At 70.1% G+C, this 17682-nt stretch carries 15 protein-coding genes; 7 read left to right on the top strand and 8 right to left on the bottom strand.

The window, feature by feature from the left end:
* Nucleotides 1-112: 112 nt before the first annotated feature.
* Nucleotides 113-790 (bottom strand): TetR/AcrR family transcriptional regulator, encoded by a 678-nt coding sequence (locus tag ACFSJG_RS06895; protein WP_378484476.1) that lies wholly within the window; start codon nt 788-790, stop codon nt 113-115.
* 62 nt (nt 791-852) lie between these two features.
* Here ACFSJG_RS06895 and ACFSJG_RS06890 point away from each other — a divergent pair, with 62 nt between their 5' ends.
* Entirely contained in the window at nt 853-2361 is a 1509-nt protein-coding gene (locus tag ACFSJG_RS06890) for an MDR family MFS transporter (RefSeq protein WP_378484475.1), read from the top strand.
* A gap of 60 nt (nt 2362-2421) precedes the next feature.
* On the opposite strand, the gene ACFSJG_RS06885 is transcribed toward ACFSJG_RS06890, so the two are convergent.
* On the bottom strand, nt 2422-2856 hold the full coding sequence (locus tag ACFSJG_RS06885; protein ID WP_378484474.1) for a hypothetical protein: 435 nt from the start codon (nt 2854-2856) through the stop codon (nt 2422-2424).
* A gap of 167 nt (nt 2857-3023) precedes the next feature.
* Between ACFSJG_RS06885 and ACFSJG_RS06880 the strand changes: the two genes are divergently transcribed.
* Nucleotides 3024-5342 carry an ATP-binding protein gene (locus ACFSJG_RS06880; RefSeq protein WP_378484473.1) on the top strand — a complete coding sequence of 773 codons (2319 nt, stop codon included), beginning with the start codon at nt 3024-3026 and terminating at the stop codon, nt 5340-5342.
* Here the strand turns inward: ACFSJG_RS06880 and ACFSJG_RS06875 are convergent.
* The 5 genes from ACFSJG_RS06875 to ACFSJG_RS06855 all read right to left on the bottom strand — a co-directional run bounded on the left by ACFSJG_RS06875 (nt 5323) and on the right by ACFSJG_RS06855 (nt 11694).
* A complete protein-coding gene (locus ACFSJG_RS06875) occupies nt 5323-5979 on the bottom strand; it encodes a hemerythrin domain-containing protein (protein ID WP_378484472.1) in 657 nt (218 codons plus the stop codon). The two genes, ACFSJG_RS06880 and ACFSJG_RS06875, sit on opposite strands and share 20 nt — an antisense overlap.
* Nucleotides 5980-6132: 153 nt before the next feature.
* Entirely contained in the window at nt 6133-7941 is a 1809-nt protein-coding gene (gene leuA / locus ACFSJG_RS06870) for a 2-isopropylmalate synthase (RefSeq protein WP_378484471.1), read from the bottom strand.
* 233 nt (nt 7942-8174) lie between these two features.
* Nucleotides 8175-8405, bottom strand: a complete 231-nt coding sequence (locus ACFSJG_RS06865) for a hypothetical protein (protein ID WP_378484470.1) — start codon at nt 8403-8405, stop codon at nt 8175-8177.
* Nucleotides 8406-8498: 93 nt separating this feature from the next.
* Nucleotides 8499-11105, bottom strand: coding sequence for a winged helix-turn-helix domain-containing protein (locus tag ACFSJG_RS06860; protein ID WP_378484469.1), 2607 nt, complete (start codon nt 11103-11105; stop codon nt 8499-8501).
* Nucleotides 11106-11361: 256 nt separating this feature from the next.
* The gene (locus tag ACFSJG_RS06855; protein ID WP_378484468.1) at nt 11362-11694 is read right to left on the bottom strand and encodes a GNAT family N-acetyltransferase; all 333 of its coding nucleotides are present in this window, start codon (nt 11692-11694) and stop codon (nt 11362-11364) included.
* Nucleotides 11695-11769: 75 nt separating this feature from the next.
* Here ACFSJG_RS06855 and ACFSJG_RS06850 point away from each other — a divergent pair, with 75 nt between their 5' ends.
* The 5 genes from ACFSJG_RS06850 (at nt 11770) to ACFSJG_RS06830 (ending at nt 16529) form a co-directional block, all read left to right on the top strand.
* Nucleotides 11770-12741 (top strand): pirin family protein, encoded by a 972-nt coding sequence (locus tag ACFSJG_RS06850; protein WP_378484467.1) that lies wholly within the window; start codon nt 11770-11772, stop codon nt 12739-12741.
* Between the two features lie 137 nt (nt 12742-12878).
* Complete coding sequence (locus ACFSJG_RS06845) at nt 12879-13967, top strand: LLM class flavin-dependent oxidoreductase (RefSeq protein WP_378484466.1); 1089 nt, start codon at nt 12879-12881, stop codon at nt 13965-13967.
* Nucleotides 13964-14581 carry a CE1759 family FMN reductase gene (locus ACFSJG_RS06840; RefSeq protein WP_378484465.1) on the top strand — a complete coding sequence of 206 codons (618 nt, stop codon included), beginning with the start codon at nt 13964-13966 and terminating at the stop codon, nt 14579-14581. Before ACFSJG_RS06845 ends, ACFSJG_RS06840 begins: the two co-directional genes overlap by 4 nt.
* Nucleotides 14582-14832: 251 nt before the next feature.
* Nucleotides 14833-15474, top strand: coding sequence for a protein kinase family protein (locus ACFSJG_RS06835; protein ID WP_378484464.1), 642 nt, complete (start codon nt 14833-14835; stop codon nt 15472-15474).
* 80 nt (nt 15475-15554) lie between these two features.
* Nucleotides 15555-16529, top strand: a complete 975-nt coding sequence (locus ACFSJG_RS06830; protein WP_378484463.1) for a helix-turn-helix domain-containing protein — start codon at nt 15555-15557, stop codon at nt 16527-16529.
* On the opposite strand, the gene ACFSJG_RS06825 is transcribed toward ACFSJG_RS06830, so the two are convergent.
* Nucleotides 16505-17682: bifunctional 3'-5' exonuclease/DNA polymerase (locus ACFSJG_RS06825; RefSeq protein WP_378484462.1), on the bottom strand; the 1178-nt coding region annotated here is incomplete at its 5' end. The two genes, ACFSJG_RS06830 and ACFSJG_RS06825, sit on opposite strands and share 25 nt — an antisense overlap.

Here is a 17682-nt window from a genome sequence, read left to right as displayed (position 1 = left end):
CGCCGCCGCCAAGGCCAAACTCCTCGGCTGACGCGCGCCACCCAGCCAACGGCTGAAGGTGCCGTTCGTGCGGATCAACCGCACGAACGGCACCTTCAGCCGTTGGGAAGGGTCACCCGGAGTGTGCCCGGGCGGAGTGCTGCGTCTCGTCCGTCGCGGTGGGGTCGAGCAGCCCGTGCAATGTGGTGCGACAGTCGCGGTAGACGGAGGTGAGATCGGCCTTCTCTCCGGCCTCCACCTTCTCGACCCAAGCGTCGAACGCGACCCGCAGGGTGGTGAAGCCGGCCTCGGCGAGCAGTCGGGGGAGGATCGGGTTCACGTCAGGTGACAGGTGCTCGGCGATACGTGCGGTGAGCGTCCTGACGTTCTCCATTTCCATCAAGGCCGCGGCACCCCGAAGGTCGGGATCCTTCAGTATCAGGCAGCGGATGCGTCGAATCCGTCGAATCGTCTCGGGGCGGTCGTCGACCATCTCCTCCAGGAGTCGCAGGTGTGCAGCCTCGACGTGCTGGAGCACCAGATTCTCGGGCATCTCGTCGACCAGCGCCGCGGTCAGTTCCGCGGCGAGGTCTTCGACGCCCCCGAGGACGGTGGCCTCTTTGGTGTCGAAGTAGCGGAACACGGTGCGCTGGGACACTCCCGCACGCTGTGCGATGTCGTCCACCGTGGTTCCGGCGTAGCCACGCTCCTCGAACAGCGCGAGTGCGGCATCGCTGATTTCGATGCGGGTCTCTCTCCGTCTGCGTTCCCGAAGGTTCGGTGCCGTGGGATCTCCGTCGCTGGTGTGCACCGCGTCATTATTGCAGTGACGGACAAATTGACAGTGACTGACAGTTTCCACAGACTGGGCGTATGCATGTCGAAACCCCTTCCCCGGTGGACGCGAGCGCGCCGGGTCGGGCATCCCTGTCGTCCACCGAGCGACTGCTCATCGGACTACTCGTCGTCGGAACGTTCGTCGTCATCCTCAACGAGACGATCATGGGGGTGGCGCTTCCACGCCTGATGGCGGATCTCGAGATCACCGCGGCAACCGCTCAGTGGCTCACGACCGCCTTCCTCCTGACGATGGCAATCGTCATCCCGGCGACCGGATACCTGCTGCAGCGGTTTTCGACCAGGACGATCTTCGTCACGGCGATGACGCTGTTCAGCGCCGGCACTCTGATCGCGGCGATCGCGCCCGGTTTCGAGCTGCTTCTCGTCGGCCGGGTCGTACAGGCCGGTGGCACGGCGATGATGATGCCGTTGTTGACCACCACGATCCTCAACCTGGTTCCGCCTCAATCGCGTGGCCGAATCATGGGCACGATGTCGATCGTCATCGCCGTCGCGCCGGCGATCGGCCCAACCGTGTCCGGACTCATCCTTCGAGTCACGAGCTGGCGCTGGATCTTCGGGCTGGTGCTGCCGATCGCACTCGTCGTGCTCGTCCTGGGTGCGGTCCTGATCAAGAACGTCACGGTGCCGCGGAAGGTGCCGTTCGACCTGTTGTCCCTGCTCCTGTCGGCCGCCGCATTCGGCGGCCTCGTCTACGGGCTGAGCAGCATCGGCGAATCCGCCTCCGGGCACACGCCTGTCGCGCCGTGGATTCCGATCTCCATCGGCGTCGTTGCGCTGGTGGTTTTCGTGGCGCGTCAGTTCGTCCTGCAACGCGAAGACAGGGCGCTGCTCGACCTGCGCACCTTCGCGAGCACGCCGTTCTCGATCGCAGTCGTCGTGCTGATCGTGGCGATGATGGCGCTGTTCGGGTCCCTCATCGTGCTGCCCCTGTACCTGCAGAACGTTCTCGGTCTGGACACTCTCGCCACCGGTCTGTTGATGCTCCCAGGTGGCATCGTGATGGGTGTTCTGTCCCCGATCGTCGGTCGACTGTACGACCGTGTCGGTCCGCGACCCCTGGTCGTTCCCGGCACCGTCCTGGTGTCGGCAGCGCTGTGGCTGATGACGATGCTCGACGTGGACACCTCGAGGGGCATGGTCGTCGGCATCCATGTCGTGCTCATGGTCGGTCTCGCTTTCGTGTTCACTCCGCTGTTCACGTCGTCACTGGGGTCGCTCCCGCCGAAGCTGTACGCGCACGGCAGTGCGATCGTGAGCACTCTGCAACAGGTCGCGGGTGCGGCGGGCACCGCACTGTTCATCGCCGTGATGACGACGTGGACGACGTCGGACCTCGCCGACGGCGCGGCACCGATGGACGCGACGATGACGGGTATTCACGCCGCATTCCTGTGTGGCGGCGCAATCTCGCTGATCGCAGTCGCCGCGTCGCTGTTCGTTCGTCCCGCACCGCCGTCCCAGCCGGAGACCGTCGAGGTCCCCTCCGACGCGACCGCGGCGACGCCCGCGGGGGTCTGAGTCCTCTCCCAGAACGGCTGAACGGGCCGTTCGTGCGGATCAACCGCACGAACGGCCCGTTCAGCCATTGGTGGGGGCGATCGTGACGCGCCGCAGACGCAGCACCGTCAGGTAGGCGGTCGTCGCAAGACCTCCGACGTAGAGGTCGTTCTCGATCCACCCGAACGTGGTCTGCTGCTCCGGCCCGAACATGGACGGGTACACGAGCATCGCGATGGCCAGCAGTGCAACGAGGAACGCGAGCACGCCGGCCTGGATCCGACGGTCGTCGCGTCGCGACAGCGCCGTCATCCCGAACGCGACCGCGTAGAACGCCCACACCCCGGGATCGGTGACCTCCCATCCCGGGTCGGCGATCCCGACGATCGACGAGTGCACGGTGTGCACGACCGACAGCGTGAACGCGGCCGCGAGCACCAGCGGGACCTGGCGCGCGTAGGTGGTGTGCCGACCGGTGGTGGCGGGCGAGGTCGTGGGGTGGGTCCGAACGGTCATGGCGGGCTCCTGGTGTGAAGGGGCGACGGTCCATCCGTCGCGTCCTTCGAGCCTCGGTCTCGCCGTCGGCACAGAACACCCACAGAACAACCACACCTGTGCGCACTTTCGGTAGTGCCCGCTACCAAAAGTGCGCACAGGCGCCGCAGGCGCACTAGGTTCGGCTGGTGGAGTTCGCCGCGCTACTCCGACGGCTGCGGGAGCAGCGGTCCCTGAGCCAGGAGGAACTGGCCGAACGGGCAGGCGTCACCGTCAAGGCCGTCGGTGCCCTCGAACGTGGGGAACGGTTGCGCCCGTACCCGAACACCGTGCGGGCGCTCGCCGACGCGCTGACGCTGGACGACTCCGAACGCGCCGAGCTCGTCGCGGCGGTCCCACGCCGTGAGCCTGCCCCGGCACCGCCGAATCGGCGTGTCGTCACGACGGTCGGTGACCCCTTGTCGATCGTGCCGGTCACGCCGCTGCTCGGCCGCGACGAAACCATCGACCACATCGGCGAGGTCGTCGTGTCCGGTCGGGTGCGACTACTGACGCTGACCGGCCCGGGCGGCGTCGGGAAGACTCGCATCGCACTCGCCGTCCTCGCGCGCTGCGTCGCCTCCTTTTCCGGAGGGGCCGCGTTCGTCGACCTGACGACGGTCCGCGAACCCGGACAGGTGCTCCCGCGGCTGGGTGCGGCCCTCGGCGTCACAGAGGGTCCGGCCGGAGTGTCCGCGGAGGGGCTGGCAGCGCATCTCACCGGCCGGCGCGTTCTCGTCGTCCTCGACAACCTGGAACAGATGCTGGCGGCGGCACCGGCGATCGCCGACCTCGTTGGCCACGCGCCGGACCTCGTCGTCCTCGCCACCAGCCGTGCACCACTGCGGGTGCGCGCCGAGTACGAGGTTCCGGTGCCGCCGCTCGCCGTCCCCGACGACGACGGTCCGGATGCCGTCGCGGCCTCGCCCGCAGTCGCGATGTTCCTCGACCGCGCGGCCGCCGCTGGAGCCGACCTCGACGTCGACGACGCCAATGCCGCGGCGCTCGCCGCCATCGTGCGACGGCTCGACGGCCTTCCGCTCGCTCTCGAACTGGCCGCGGCTCGCGCGCGGCTGCTGCCACCTGCACTGCTGTCGGCGCGCCTCGACGCCCACGGGATGGATGCGGAACTCGTTGGTCCGCAGGATCTTCCGGACCGGCAACGTACGATGGCTGCGGTGCTCGACTGGAGTGCCGACCTGCTCGACCCGTCGGACCGTGACCTGTGGACGCGGCTCGCCGTCTTCTCCGGCGGCTTCTCGCTCGACGCCGTGGAGGCCCTCGACCCGATGAGTGCTCCGGACGTGCTGCCTGCACTGAGCAGGCTCGTCGACCACTCCCTGGTTGCGCCGCTCGACCCGCCGGACGAACAGCCCCGCTTCCGACTGCTGGAACCGGTCCGCCAGTACGCGGCGGCGCGACTGCACGTGTCGGGTGCCGCCCTGGAGGTGGCGAATTCCCATGCACGGCAACAGTATCGAGTCGCGGTCGCAGCGCACGACCGACTGCAGGGAGCCGGAATCGGTCCCGTCCTCGACCGTCTCGACGCCGATCACGGGAACCTGCGGTCCGCCTTCCTCCGCCTGATCGAACTCGACCGGCCCGGCGACGCCGCCGAGCTCGCCGGATCGGTGTGGATGTATCTGGCGCTTCGGGGTCGCACCCGCGAAGGTCTGGCGTGGCTCGACCGAGTGCAGGGCACGGTGCCGGAGACCATATCCGGCCGGGCTGCCGTCGGCCGGATGGGGCTGCTGCTGGTCGTCGGTGATCTCGACGGGATCAGGAAGGAGGCCGACGCCTACCTGCCGACCGCCCCCGCCGACGACCCCGTGGCCCTGGAAGCGGCGACGATCGCGGGTCTGGCGGCGGCGTTCTCCGGCGACAGCGGCGCGCTCCGGCTCCTCGACGGTGTTCTCGACCGGGCGGAACCGGGCTGGCTGACGGCGCACGCACGGCTCGGTCTCGGGCAGCTGGCCCTGGTCTCCGGTGACGTCGACGTCGCGCAGACACGGCATGCCGAGGCGGTCGCGGAGGCGCGCCGGCTCGGCAACGAGTTCACCCTCGCGACGGTGCTCAATTCGGCGGCGTCTGTGTGCGAGGCGGGCGGCGACGACAGCGGGGCGGCCGCGATGCTGGGGGAGTCGCTGGATCTGTCGGTGCGGCTGCGACTGGGGTGGTCGCTCGGGTACACCCTTCCGGCGGTGGCCGGGCTGGCGGCGCGGACCGGCAACCCGGCCGGCGCGGCAGCCCTGTACGGCGCGGCCGCCCGCCTCAACGCATCCGACGCGGTGGACCCGCACTTCCCGCCGGCCCGCTCCACCGCCGACGCCGGTCTCGACCTCGCGCGGGACACATTGGGGGAGAAGGACTTCCTCGCCGAGTGGGAATCCGGGCGCACGGCGACCGCCGAGCAGGTCGCGTCGATCGCCGCGCGGGTGATCGACGACGTCACGAACGGACGGCGCTGACGTAGCGGCGGTAGTTTCGCGCGCCGAGGGTGCGGAGCAACAGGCGGACGTGCCCGGGCAGCTTCCGGAGCATCAGGCGCCGTTCGGCGTCGTCGCAGTCCTCGAGCACGGCACCGAACAGCAGCGGCAGTTCCTTCTTGCTCATCATGTCGATGCCGTGGTCCCCGACCGTGTCCCATTCCGCTGCGGTGAGGTGACGAAGGACGAGCGGCAGGATCTCCCGTTCCTCGAGGTCCAGGTGCTCGATCAGCGCCGAGGTGAACTCCTCGACCAGCGCGGCCAGTGCGACGCCTGTGTCGGGAGTGGGTTGGCGTTCCCAGCTGTCGAGGCTCGGGACGATCCGCGCCACGTACGCCTCGATCCGCAGGTGCTGGGCCTGCATCGTCTCGACCAGCCCGGTCGACGGCGCAGCCCGCTCCAGCAGGAGCGGCCACAGGATCGCGTCCTCCCCGGTGTGGTGCATCTCGAGGCCGTTCAGGACGAGCCTCAGGTGCCCGGCAACGACGGACGCACGCGCGGCGTCGCCCGCGGGGACGCCGCGGATCAGGTCGGGCGCGAGACGGAACTCGCGGCGGAACGCGCGGTGGACGACGACCATCTCGTGGACGTTCGGGCGTTCGGTGGTCGTGGTGGTCATGGGAGGCTCCTCGCGTGGACGGGGTCGGTGCCTTCCAGCCTCGAACCGGACCGCCCCGCAGCCCACTCACAGCACCCCCACACCCCACCCACATACGACGGAAGGGGCCGTTCGGATCAACCGAACGGCCCCTTCCACGCATTGCGTGGTGGCTCAGTGAGCGCGGTTCACCGCGGAGACGACCGCGCGCAGCGACGCCGTCGTGATCGACGTGGCGATGCCGACGCCCCACACGACCTTGCTGGTGCCGTCGGGCAGCGTCACCGCGGCCTCGACGTAGGCGGCGGCCTGCGCGTCGTCGCCCGCGGACATGGCGTGCTCGCTGTAGTCGAGGACCCGAACGTCGAAACCGATGGTGGAGATCGCGTCGACGAACGCGGCCAGCGGACCGTTGCCGGAGCCGGAGATCTCCTGCTCCTTGCCGTCCACCTTGACCACGGCGGTGATGGCGTCCGTGCCGCCGTCCACCTCCGAGGCGGTCACCTTCTGGCGCATCCGCTCCAGCGGGCTGATCGGTGCCAGGTATTCCTCGTTGAAGACGTCCCACATCTCCTTCGGCGAGACCTCGCCGCCCTCGCCGTCGGTGATCTTCTGGACGGACTGCGAGAACTCCATCTGCAGTCGGCGCGGCAGCACCAGGCCGTGATCGGCCTTCATGATGTACGCGACGCCGCCCTTGCCGGACTGCGAGTTCACGCGGATGACGGCCTCGTAGGTGCGGCCGACGTCCTTCGGGTCGATCGGCAGGTACGGCACCTGCCAGACGATGTCGTCGACGTCCGCGTCCTGCGAGTCCGCGGTGACCTTCATGTCGTCGAGACCCTTGTTGATCGCGTCCTGGTGGCTGCCCGAGAACGCGGTGTACACCAGGTCACCGCCGTACGGGTGCCGTTCGGCGACGGGCAGCTGGTTGCAGTACTCGACGGTGCGTCGGATCTCGTCGATGTTCGAGAAGTCGATCTGCGGGTCGATGCCGCGGGTGAACATGTTCAGACCCAGCGTCACCAGGCAGACGTTGCCGGTGCGCTCGCCGTTGCCGAACAGGCAGCCCTCGATGCGGTCGGCGCCGGCCTGGTAGCCCAGCTCCGCCGCCGCGACACCCGTGCCGCGGTCGTTGTGCGGGTGCAGCGACAGGATGATGCTGTCGCGGTTGGCCAGGTTGCGGTGCATCCACTCGATCGAGTCCGCGTACACGTTCGGCGTCGCCATCTCGACGGTGGCCGGCAGGTTCACGATGACCGGGTGCTCGGGCGTGGCGCCCAGCGTCTCGACGACGGCGTCGCACACCTCCTTGGCGTACGACAGCTCGGTGCCGGTGTACGACTCGGGCGAGTACTCCCAGCGCCAGTCGGTGTCGGGGTACTTCTTCGCCTCCTCGAGCACCAGTTCCGCGGCATCGGTGGCGATCTTCTTGATCGCCTCCTTGTCGGCGCGGAAGACCACGCGACGCTGCAGGATCGACGTGGAGTTGTAGAAGTGCACGATCACGCTCTTCGCGCCCTGGCAGGCCTCGAAGGTGCGGGTGATCAGCTCCGGCCGCGACTGCGTCAGCACCTGGATGGTGACGTCGTCCGGGATGGCGTTGTCCTCGATGATCTCGCGGACGAAGTCGAAGTCGGTCTGGCTGGCCGACGGGAAGCCGACCTCGATCTCCTTGTAGCCCATCCGGACCAGCAGGTCGAACATGCGGCGCTTGCGGGCCGGGCTCATCGGGTCGATCAGGGCCTGGTTGCCGTCGCGCAGGTCCACCGCGCACCACTGCGGGGCACGGTCGATGACCTTGTCGGGCCAGGTGCGGTCGGTGAGGGTGACCTGCTCGACCTCTTCAGCGAACGACCGGTACCGGTACGTCGGCATGGAGGAGTTCTTCTGGGTGTTCCAGGTGGGCTGGTCGGCGGGCGCGGGCTTGGACGGCGGCGTGATGGTGCGCGATCCGGAAGTGAAAGCGTCGGCGGGTGACATGACGAATCTCCGTGATGATGGGGACTGGGTGAGTCCAGGAGGTGTATCGACCGGCGCAACAAACCCCGCGACAGGTGCCGGTCTGGATCAGACCCCGTCGCGGCGGTGAAGAAGGAGCGCCCGCTGCATGACGAGCAGTCTACCCGCCCGCACAATCGGGGGAACGGACACCCGAGGTCGAACGGGTCCGGACCTCGCGGTTTCGGGTGTGTCGCGGGCCGCTCGGCGGGCGGTCAGTCCGTCGAGCGCCGCATCTCGATGACGGTCAACCCGAGCACGTCGAACCGGGCGAGGAGCGCACGCAGGCCCTGGTCGCCGTCGACGGGACCGGTCAGGCGGGTGCACCCGGCGGGTGCCGAGACGTGCGCGAGTTCGGGGAACGCGGCCAGCGCCCGCTCGGAGAGGGCGCCGCGGACGAGGAACTCGTAGCGGGGCCGGGGGACGGGCGTTGTCGCCACCGCCATACCTCCCAGGTCGTCGGCTGCTGTCCTCACAGCCTGCGGGACGGATCGCGGTGGGGCCTCACCCGTCGATGGTGAAGTTCGAGAACCCGGGGATCACAGCAGTCCGCAGGAGCGGGCGGCGGCGATGGCCTCCTGCCTCGTGCTCACCCCTAGCTTGCGGTAGATCCCGCGCAGGTGGGTCTTCACCGTGTTCACGGAGACGAACAGGTCGGCGGCGATCTGGTCGGCCGTGCGCCACGACGGCAGCTCGGTCAGCAGCTCCCGTTCGCGCGCGGTGAGCAGTCGGTCGGGGTGTGGGGCGGTGGTCGGCACCCGCTCGCGCACCCGCTCGGCGAACGCGTCGAGCACACCGAACCTCCCGATGTGCCGGTCCAGCAGCGGACGGATCCGCTCCCGCTCGTCGTGGAACGGGCGGATGAGGCCGTGGGGACGGGCGAGCGCCAGCGCGTCGGTGAGCATCGCGCGGGCACGGACGTCGTCGCCGCGGCCCGCCGCGCATGCCGTTGCCAACAGCAGCGCCTCGATCCGGGCGATCGGAGTGATGCACCCGAGCCGGCCCTCGACCACCCCGGCGACCAATCGGCTCGCCGCGTCACCGCGGCCGCGGCGCATCTCGATCATCGCCCGCATCACCGCGACCTCGCCGCAGTCGCCGAGCACGGTGGCCGCGTTGTCCACCAGACCGACCGCGCGGCCGTCGTTGCCGTCGGCGAGGAGGGACCGCAGGGCGGCGGGGCACAGCAACGCGGCGACCGGACGCGGCACCGGACCGCGGAGGACAGCCTGGACTCGGTCCGCGAGCGGGTCCCGCTGCTGCGCCGCGGGCGTCGCGCCGAGGATCGCTGCCACACAGGCCGCGGTCGGTGCGATCGTGGCGTCCGGGGACGCGACCAGCCGGGAGAGGTCGAGCGACGAGCCGACCTCGGGGAGGGCGGCACGGCCGTCCATCCGTAGATAGCCGGTCCACGCCCGCGCCACCGCGGCCAGTTCGACGTGCGGCAGGCCGGTCAGGCCGTGGCGTTCCGCGATCGTGGCGGTGTCGCCCGCGATCCGGTCCGTCTCCGACAACCGGCACCGAACGGCGGCGACGACCGTCAGACCGGTCATCGCCTCGAGTTTCACGGCGAACAGTCCGGCCGAGCGGGCGGTGACGCGAGCGGCCTCGAGATGGGATTCGGCGCGGTCGAGTCGTCCGAGGTGAAGCTCCGCGACACCCTGCTGCAATCGGGCGTAGGCGTCGAGTTCCGGGGTTCCGGTCCGCCCGACCGGCCGGGCGGACAGCGTGGCCAGGGCGGCCGCGATCACTCCGTTTCCCTGGATGGCGAGCTGGAGGCGGACGGCTGCGTCCAGGAGTGCCTCGTTGCCCGTGAGCGCGGGTTCGGGCGGGCCGAGAATCGACTCTGCGGCCGTGGGGTTCGCGCGGGCGAGTTCGGCGGCGGCGCGCACCCGGCGGGCACCCGCCGCGTTCTGTACTCGCCGCGGAGAACGGTCGATCAGGTCGAGCAGTTGGGCGCTGTTGCCGCTGAGCACGGCCCGCAGGCCGCTGTCGGTGATCAGCCGGACCATCGCGTCCGCGTCCCCGGCGTGCAGGGTGTGTTCCAGTGCGTCGTGGAACGATCCCGACTCGGCGAACCAGCCGGCCGCGAGCTGTTCGAGCCCGGCGACGGCCCGGTGCCCGAGCCGCCCGAGTTCGGCGCGCAGATACTCCCGGAGCAGCGGGTGGTATCGGAACCACCCGGTGCGCCCGGGAACCCGCTCGACGAGGAAGTTCTCCCGCTCCAGGACGTCGACGATGCGACCCGAGCAGGGATTGCCGGTGAGCGTTTCCGCGAGTTCGACGGTGTAGGCGTCCGGGATCGCCGTTTCGACCACGAACTCCCGCACGTCCGGATCGAGTCGGGTGAGGACTTCGCCGACGAGGTAGTCGGCCACGATCCGGGTGTCGCCGGTGAAGTCGGCGATCATCGTCGCCGGGTCCGGGTGGCGGGCCAGCGTGATCGCGGCGAGTCGCAGGCCGACGGCCCAGCCCTGGGTTCGTGCGGCGAGCGCGGCGAGGTCGCCGTCGTCGAGCTCCAGTCCGTGTCCGGCGAACAGCTGCGCGGCCTCGGGTTCGGTGAATGCCAGTTCGTTCGGCGGGATCTCGCGAACCCGGCCGTCGACGCGCATCCGGTGCAGGGCGAGCGGCGGCTCGAACCGGCCGGCGAGCACGGCGCCGACCGTGGGCGGGGCGGACCGCAGGAAGGCGCCGAGCGCGTCGAGGGCCGCGGTGTCGTGCAGCAGGTGCACGTCGTCGATCACGATCCGCACCGGCGTGCCGACGTCACCGAGTCGTTCCGCGACGGCACCGGGGACCTCGTCGTCCGCGTCGGGGAGGTCGCGGAGTGCGTCGGAGACCGCGCAGTCGCCGAGGCTGCGAAGAGCGGCCAGCAGGGAGGCGACGAAGGCGCCCCGGTCGTTGTCGGACTCGCGGGCGGTGAGCCACGCGATCACCGGGGCACCGGGCGCCGCAACGGTTTCCGTCACCCAGTCGGCGAGGAGCATCGTCTTCCCGGAACCGACCGGAGCGTTGAGGAGTACCGCGGTGCACGGCGTACCGGGTGCCACGGCGGCGGTCAGGGCCGCGTGCAGTCGTGGCCGGCGGATCACCGCATGGCCGTAGACGGGCACCTGCGCGTGGCAGGGACGGTTCACGACGGACATTTCTGGCCTCGTTCCCGGCTGTCTGCTCGACCGGCGCGGGTGCGCCGACCTCCTCCCCGCGCAGCCGAAACCCCCGGGGACCAGCGAACTGCTCGAAGCCTATAGCGAACCGTGTGGATTCCGCGCTGTGTCCGAGCGTTCGCCGTGTCGCCGCCCACGCACCGCCGTCACCGAAGACCCGGCGCGGTCGGTGTCCCCGCTGCGGTGCGGTCAGTGTCCCCACCGCGGCGCGGTCAGTGTCCCCACCGCGGCGCGGTCAGTGTCCCCGCACGGCCGCGATCGCCTCGTCGGTCACCGGGTCGACGCTGTCGGCGAGTTCGGGATGCTTCGTGAGGTATCGGGCCACGTAGGGGCAGATCGGGACGATGCGCTTTCCCGCGGTGACGGTGTCGGCGAGCGCGTCGTGCACGAGGATCCCGGCGAGGCCCTGCCCGGCGAACCGGTCGTCGACCTCGGTGTGGAAGAAGATCCGTTGGTTGCCGTGGTCGAGGTACTGCGTCAGTCCGGCGACCTCGCCGCCCACGGTGATCTCGTAGCGGTCGCCTGCGTCGCGCACGGCGGGTTCGGTCGGGTTCGGGTGATCCGTCATGGGAACAAATGTGCCGTATCGGAGGCCGGTGCGCGCACCACTTCACATCGGCGGGCCACACGCTACGTTCGATTCATGAGCAACCTCGACCCCACCCCAGACGAGGTCGTCTGCGAGAACCGCGACGATGCCGCGCCCACACTCCTCGACTTCCGGGAGGTCCCACTGGGCGGGCCGCGGGCCATGACGGTGCGCCGATCGCTGCCGCAGCGGGCACAGACGCTCATCGGCGCGTGGTGTTTCCTCGACCACTACGGGCCGGACGACGTCGCGGACAGCGGCGGCATGCGGGTCGCCGGGCATCCGCACACGGGGCTGCAGACGGTGTCGTGGTTGTTCCGCGGCGAGATCGAGCACTGGGACACCACGGGAGCGCACGCGATGGTCCGGCCGCGCGAGGTGAACCTGATGACCGCGGGGTCGGGGATCGCCCATTCCGAGTTCTCCACACCCGACACCGACGTGCTGCACGGCGTTCAACTGTGGGTGGCGTTGCCTGCCGAGCACCGGTTCACCGCACCGGCGTTCGAACATCACGCCCCGCCGGTCCTCGACGTCGACGGCGCCGAGGTGGTGGTGTTCCTGGGCAGCCTGTTCGGGCAGACGTCGCCGGTGCGGACCTTCACGCCGCTCCTCGGTGCCGAAGTGGTGCTGCGTGCCGGGCAGCGACTCGAGGTGAGCCTCGACGAGACGTTCGAACACGGTGTCATGGTCGACACGGGCTCGGTGTCGGTCTCGGGTGTGGACGCGAAGGTCGGGCAGTTGGTCCACCTGCCGGTGGGGGCGACGAGCGCGGAGCTGATCGCGTCGTCGGACGGCCCGGTGCGGGTGGTCGTGCTCGGCGGTGAGCCGCTGGGGGAGCAGATCGTCATGTGGTGGAACTTCATCGGCCGCACCCATGACGAGGTCGAGCAGTTCCGGGTGGAGTGGCAGCAGGCGCGGGAGGACCGCTCGACGCCCGGTCGGTACGGCCCGTTCCCGTCGGCGTGGGGCGAGACGATCCCGGCGCCGATCCTGCCGAACACCCGGCTCAAGCCCCGCGGCTGAGTCGCGGAATACCTCCTGCCGCGCCACCGTTAAGGTGATTGAAACTTTAACGAGCCGCTGCGCGACCTGTGCGCACTTTTGGTAGCTCCCGCTACCAGAAACGCGCACAGGCGCCGGAGGCGCAGAAGGAGGCGACGATGCAGTTCGGCATTTTCACCGTCGGCGACGTGACGACCGACCCCACGACGGGCCGCACCCCCACCGAGGGCGAGCGGATCAAGGCGATGGTCGCGATCGCGAAGAAGGCGGAGGAGGTGGGACTCGACGTCTTCGCGACCGGCGAGCACCACAACCCGCCGTTCGTCCCGTCTTCCCCGACGACGCTGCTCGGCTACATCGCGGCGAGCACCGAGAAGATCGTCCTCTCCACGTCCACGACGCTGATCACCACCAACGACCCGGTGAAGATCGCCGAGGACTTCGCGATGCTCCAGCACCTCGCCGACGGTCGCGTCGACCTGATGCTCGGACGCGGCAACACCGGACCCGTGTACCCGTGGTTCGGTCAGGACATCCGCCAGGGCATCCCGCTCGCCATCGAGAACTACGCGCTGCTGCACCGGCTCTGGCGCGAGGACGTCGTCGACTGGCAGGGCAAGTTCCGCACGCCGCTGCAGGGCTTCACCTCGACGCCGCGACCGCTCGACGACACGCCGCCGTTCGTGTGGCACGGGTCCATCCGCAGCCCCGAGATCGCCGAGCAGGCCGCCTATTACGGTGACGGCTTCTTCGCCAACCACATCTTCTGGCCGACCGACCACTTCCAGCGACTCATCGACCTCTACCGGCGGCGCTACGAGCACTACGGCCACGGCTCCGCCGACCAGGCGATCGTCGGACTCGGTGGGCAGGTGTTCATGCGCAAGAACTCCCAGGACGCGGTGCGGGAGTTCCGGCCCTACTTCGACAACGCCCCCGTCTACGGGCACGGGCCGTCGCTGGAGGAGTTCACCGAGCAGACGCCGCTGACCGTCGGCAGCCCGCAGGAGGTCATCGACAAGACCCTCACCTTCCGGGAGTCGTTCGGCGACTACCAGCGTCAGCTGTTCCTCATGGACCACGCGGGTCTGCCGCTCAAGACCGTCCTCGAGCAGCTGGACCTGCTCGGCGAGGAAGTCGTGCCGGTGTTGCGTCGCGAACTCGACGGCAAGAGGCCCGCCCACGTGCCGGACGCCGCGACCCACGCGTCGCTGGTCGCCGGCCGGAAGCCGGAGGTGGTGGCGTGACCACTCGAACCGTCGCCGTCGTCACGGCCGGTCTCGGGCAGCCCTCGTCGACGCGACTGCTCGCGGACCGACTGGCGGCCGCGGCGGCGCGCGAACTCGGGCCGAGTACCTCGATCCGTGTGATCGAGCTGCGCGACCATGCCCACGACATCGTGAACGCCATGCTGACCGGGTTCCCGTCGCCGGCGCTGCGGGAGGTGATCGGAGCCGTGACGGGAGCCGATGCACTCGTCGCCGTGACGCCGATCTTCAACGCCACGTTCAGCGGCCTCTTCAAGTCGTTCTTCGACGTGCTCGAACCGGGATCGCTCGACGCGAAGCCGACCGTCATCGCGGCGACGGGCGGCAGCGCCAGGCACTCGCTGGCGCTCGAGCACGCGATGCGCCCGATGTTCGCCTACCTGCGGGCCGCGGTCACGCCGACCGCCGTGTTCGCCGCGTCCGAGGACTGGGCCGGAGGTGCCGACGCCGGGAGCGACCTGGACGCGCGGATCGGCCGGGTCGCGCGGGAACTGGCGGCGGCGCTGGACGGACGCACCGCGACCGCGGCACCGGACCCGTACGACGACCCGGTGCCGTTCGAGCAGATGCTGGCGGCAGGCCGGCCCGCATAGGCAGGCTCGGGGCGAATCCGTCCGGGGCACGGAACGATTCGTGCACAGGGAATCGATGATTCGTGCCCCGCGGTGGGGGTGCGTCGGCCCGCCGTCGAGGCGATTACCTGCGCTGTCGGTTCGGGCGGGTACGCCGGACCGGCGGCGCTGGGTCGCTCGTCACCGACGGAGGGGTTGCACCTCGCCGACGCTGTGTGAGGATGCAGTGATGCTCTGCGTTGACTCACAGTCGAGCGGCTGGACGTCGGTGCATGCACTCTGACACCGAACGGCTTTCCGCTGTGGTGGCTCGCCCACCCCTGTCGCCCCGCCCGCCCGCCTTCCGGTCGGCTGCCGGCCACGTGCCCGGCAGCGTCGTCGGGAGTCGCTACCGGCTGCTGCACTGTTGCGGCGGCAGTCCGTCGCTGGAGTTCTGGCACGGCCGTGACGTCGTCACCGACAGGGACGTCGGACTGACCGTCGTCGCCGGGGGATCGAGCCGCGACGTCGACGTGGACGAGGTGTTCGCCCGGACGGTGTGGATGTGCGGGATGGACAGTCCCGCGCTTGCCCGGATCGTCGACATGGTCGACACCGGGTCCAGTGGAGTCGTCGTGGCGGAATGGCAGTCCAGTTGCTCCCTGGAGACCGCGGCATCGGTCGTCCCGACGCGGTCCGAGGCGGCTCGCTCGGCACGGCCGCTGACCGAGGCGATGCGGATCGCGCACCGCTCCGGTGGCGTCCTCGATCTCGAGCCGACGAGCCGGCTGCGTGTCGGGGCGGGTGGACACCTCTACGTCGCGTTCCCCGCGACGCTGCCGTCCGCGGACCGGTTCACGGACGTCCGCGGCCTCGCGTCCGCGTTGCGCGGTCTCCTGCACGGCGCCACCGGTGTCGGCGCTCCCGCATGGTGAACGAATCCCTTTCGCCGCGGCGAACATCGGCGTAGGGTGCTGCCCGTCGTTGTCGTCCACGTCGGCATGCTGGGGTGAACATGGAGGGGAGCGGCGTCTCCGTCGAACCGCGTTCCCATGCCGGTGTCCGGCTGGTCGGCCCCGAGGGGCTCGAGGTGCTGTCCGTCGGTGTCCGGATGGCGGCGGCCCGCCCGCACCGCTTCCGGGCTGACCTGTGCGCCAACGAGATCGGCGCGATGCGCGTGCACCGCCTGCGGACGTCCGCGGTGTCGGCGTCGCGGACGCCTGCCTCCGTCGACGACGAGCACGGTGGGCACCTCGCCGTTCTCGTGGTGGGCTCGGGTGAGGCGACCGTCGAGCAGCAGCATGCCCGGTGGCGTCTGCGGGCGGGTGAGATGGGCGTCGTCGACTTCGGGGAGGCGTTCGAGATCGCCCTCGCCGGCCGCGGCGACTACCTGTCCGTCCATCTGCCGCACGCGGTACTCGCGGCGCGGTCCGTCGACACCAGCGCCCTCGCGGGTGTCGTCGTTCCGGCCGGGCCCCTTGCTCGGACGTTGCTCGGTGCGATCGGCGAGTTCGCGGAGTCGGATCTGGGCTCGGGGGACAGGCTCGAGGCGGCCCTCGTCGAGCACGCCGTGGTGGACCTCGCCGTCGCCGCCATCCGGACGGCGTCCGGTGGATCGGCGGAAGGATCGGCTTCGGCGACAGGAAACCGTTCGCGTGCAATCGAATTCGTCGAGAGCAATTTTACGGACCCGACCCTGACCGTCGCCAGGGTTGCGGCCGCGCTCAACGTCAGCCCGCGCTACCTGCACAAGCTGTTCGAGGGGGAGGAGCACTCCGTCTACGAACTCATCCGCCGCCGCCGGGTGGCGCGGGGCCTGGACCTGCTGACCGATCCCGCGCACGCACATCTCAGCATCGGCCAGGTCGCAACTCGGAGTGGATTCGTCGGATCCAGCCAGTTCGGACGCGCCGTCCGCCAGATCTCCGGATCGACCCCCCGCGCCATTCGGGGGCGCGGAGTCGATCAGGACTCGTCGGGATCCGCGTAACAGTCCCGCACCGCGACGTCCATCGGGAAACGAACCACGTTGTCGCCGAACACGAGTCGGGTGGCAGCGGTGGTCGCGTCGAGAATCTGCCGGGTGACGGTCTCCGCGTCGCGACAGTGCACCACGACCTCGTCGTGCTGGAAGAAGGCGAGTTCGCCGGCGGCGCTCTCGTCGAGCCGGCGACGTAGCTCGGCGAGCAGGCACAGCGCCCACTCCGCGGCGGTGGCCTGCACGACGAAGTTGCGGGTGAACCGTCCGCGAGCGTGCTGATCGCCTGTGGACCACCACTGCGGGTCGGGTGCCGGGCACGCGCGACCGAGCCACGAGTGCACCACCTCGCCGCGTTCGCCGGCGCGGGCGGCGTCCTCGACGAACTGGACGGCGACGGGAAACCGCTTGCGCAGCAGGGTGAAAAGGTGTCGCGCCTCGCCTGCGGTGGCGCCGTAGAGGACACCGAGCATCGCGACTTTCGCCTGTGCGCGGTCGCCGTCGAACACCTCGGCTGCGATCGGGGCGTAGAGGTCGTCGGAGCGGGCGGCCTCGATCATGAGCGAATCCCGCGACATCGCTGCCAGGATCCGTGGTTCGAGCTGCCCGGCGTCGGCGATCACGAATGTGTGCCCAGGATCGGCGATCACACTGGCACGCACCGGTTTCGGAATCTGCAGGGCGCCGCCTCCGCGGCTGGCCCACCGTCCGGACACGACGCCGCCCGGCACGTACACGGGCCGGAACCGGTCGTCGCGGACCCAGGTGTCGAGCCACGTCCAGCCGTTCGCGGAGTGCAGCTTCGCGAGGTCCCGGTAGCGCAGCAGCGGCGCGACCGCCGGGTGGTCCACGTCCCGCAACAGCCAGGCGCGGGTCGAGGACACCTCGATGCCGTCACGGGCGAACGCCGCGACCACCTCCTGGGACGAGGCGGGGTTCACGCGGCGGCCGAACGCGGCGCCGACGGCGTCCGCGGCCTCCCGGAGTCGCACCGGGAGGGCGTCACCCGCAGCCCGGGGCCCGAGAATCGTCTCGAGCATCCGACGGTGTGCGGCGGCGGAGAACGGCATCCCGGTGTGGCCCATCTCGGCCGCGGTCAGGGCCCCGGCCGATTCGGCGGCGACGAGCAGGCGCAACCTGGGGTCGGTCCCGATCTGCTCCTGCT

Source organism: Rhodococcus gannanensis (genome assembly GCF_042681175.1).
GTDB lineage: Bacteria > Actinomycetota > Actinomycetes > Mycobacteriales > Mycobacteriaceae > Rhodococcus_G > Rhodococcus_G gannanensis.
Note: the sequence above shows the minus strand (reverse complement) of the source record. Positions and strands in the feature narration are given on the sequence as shown.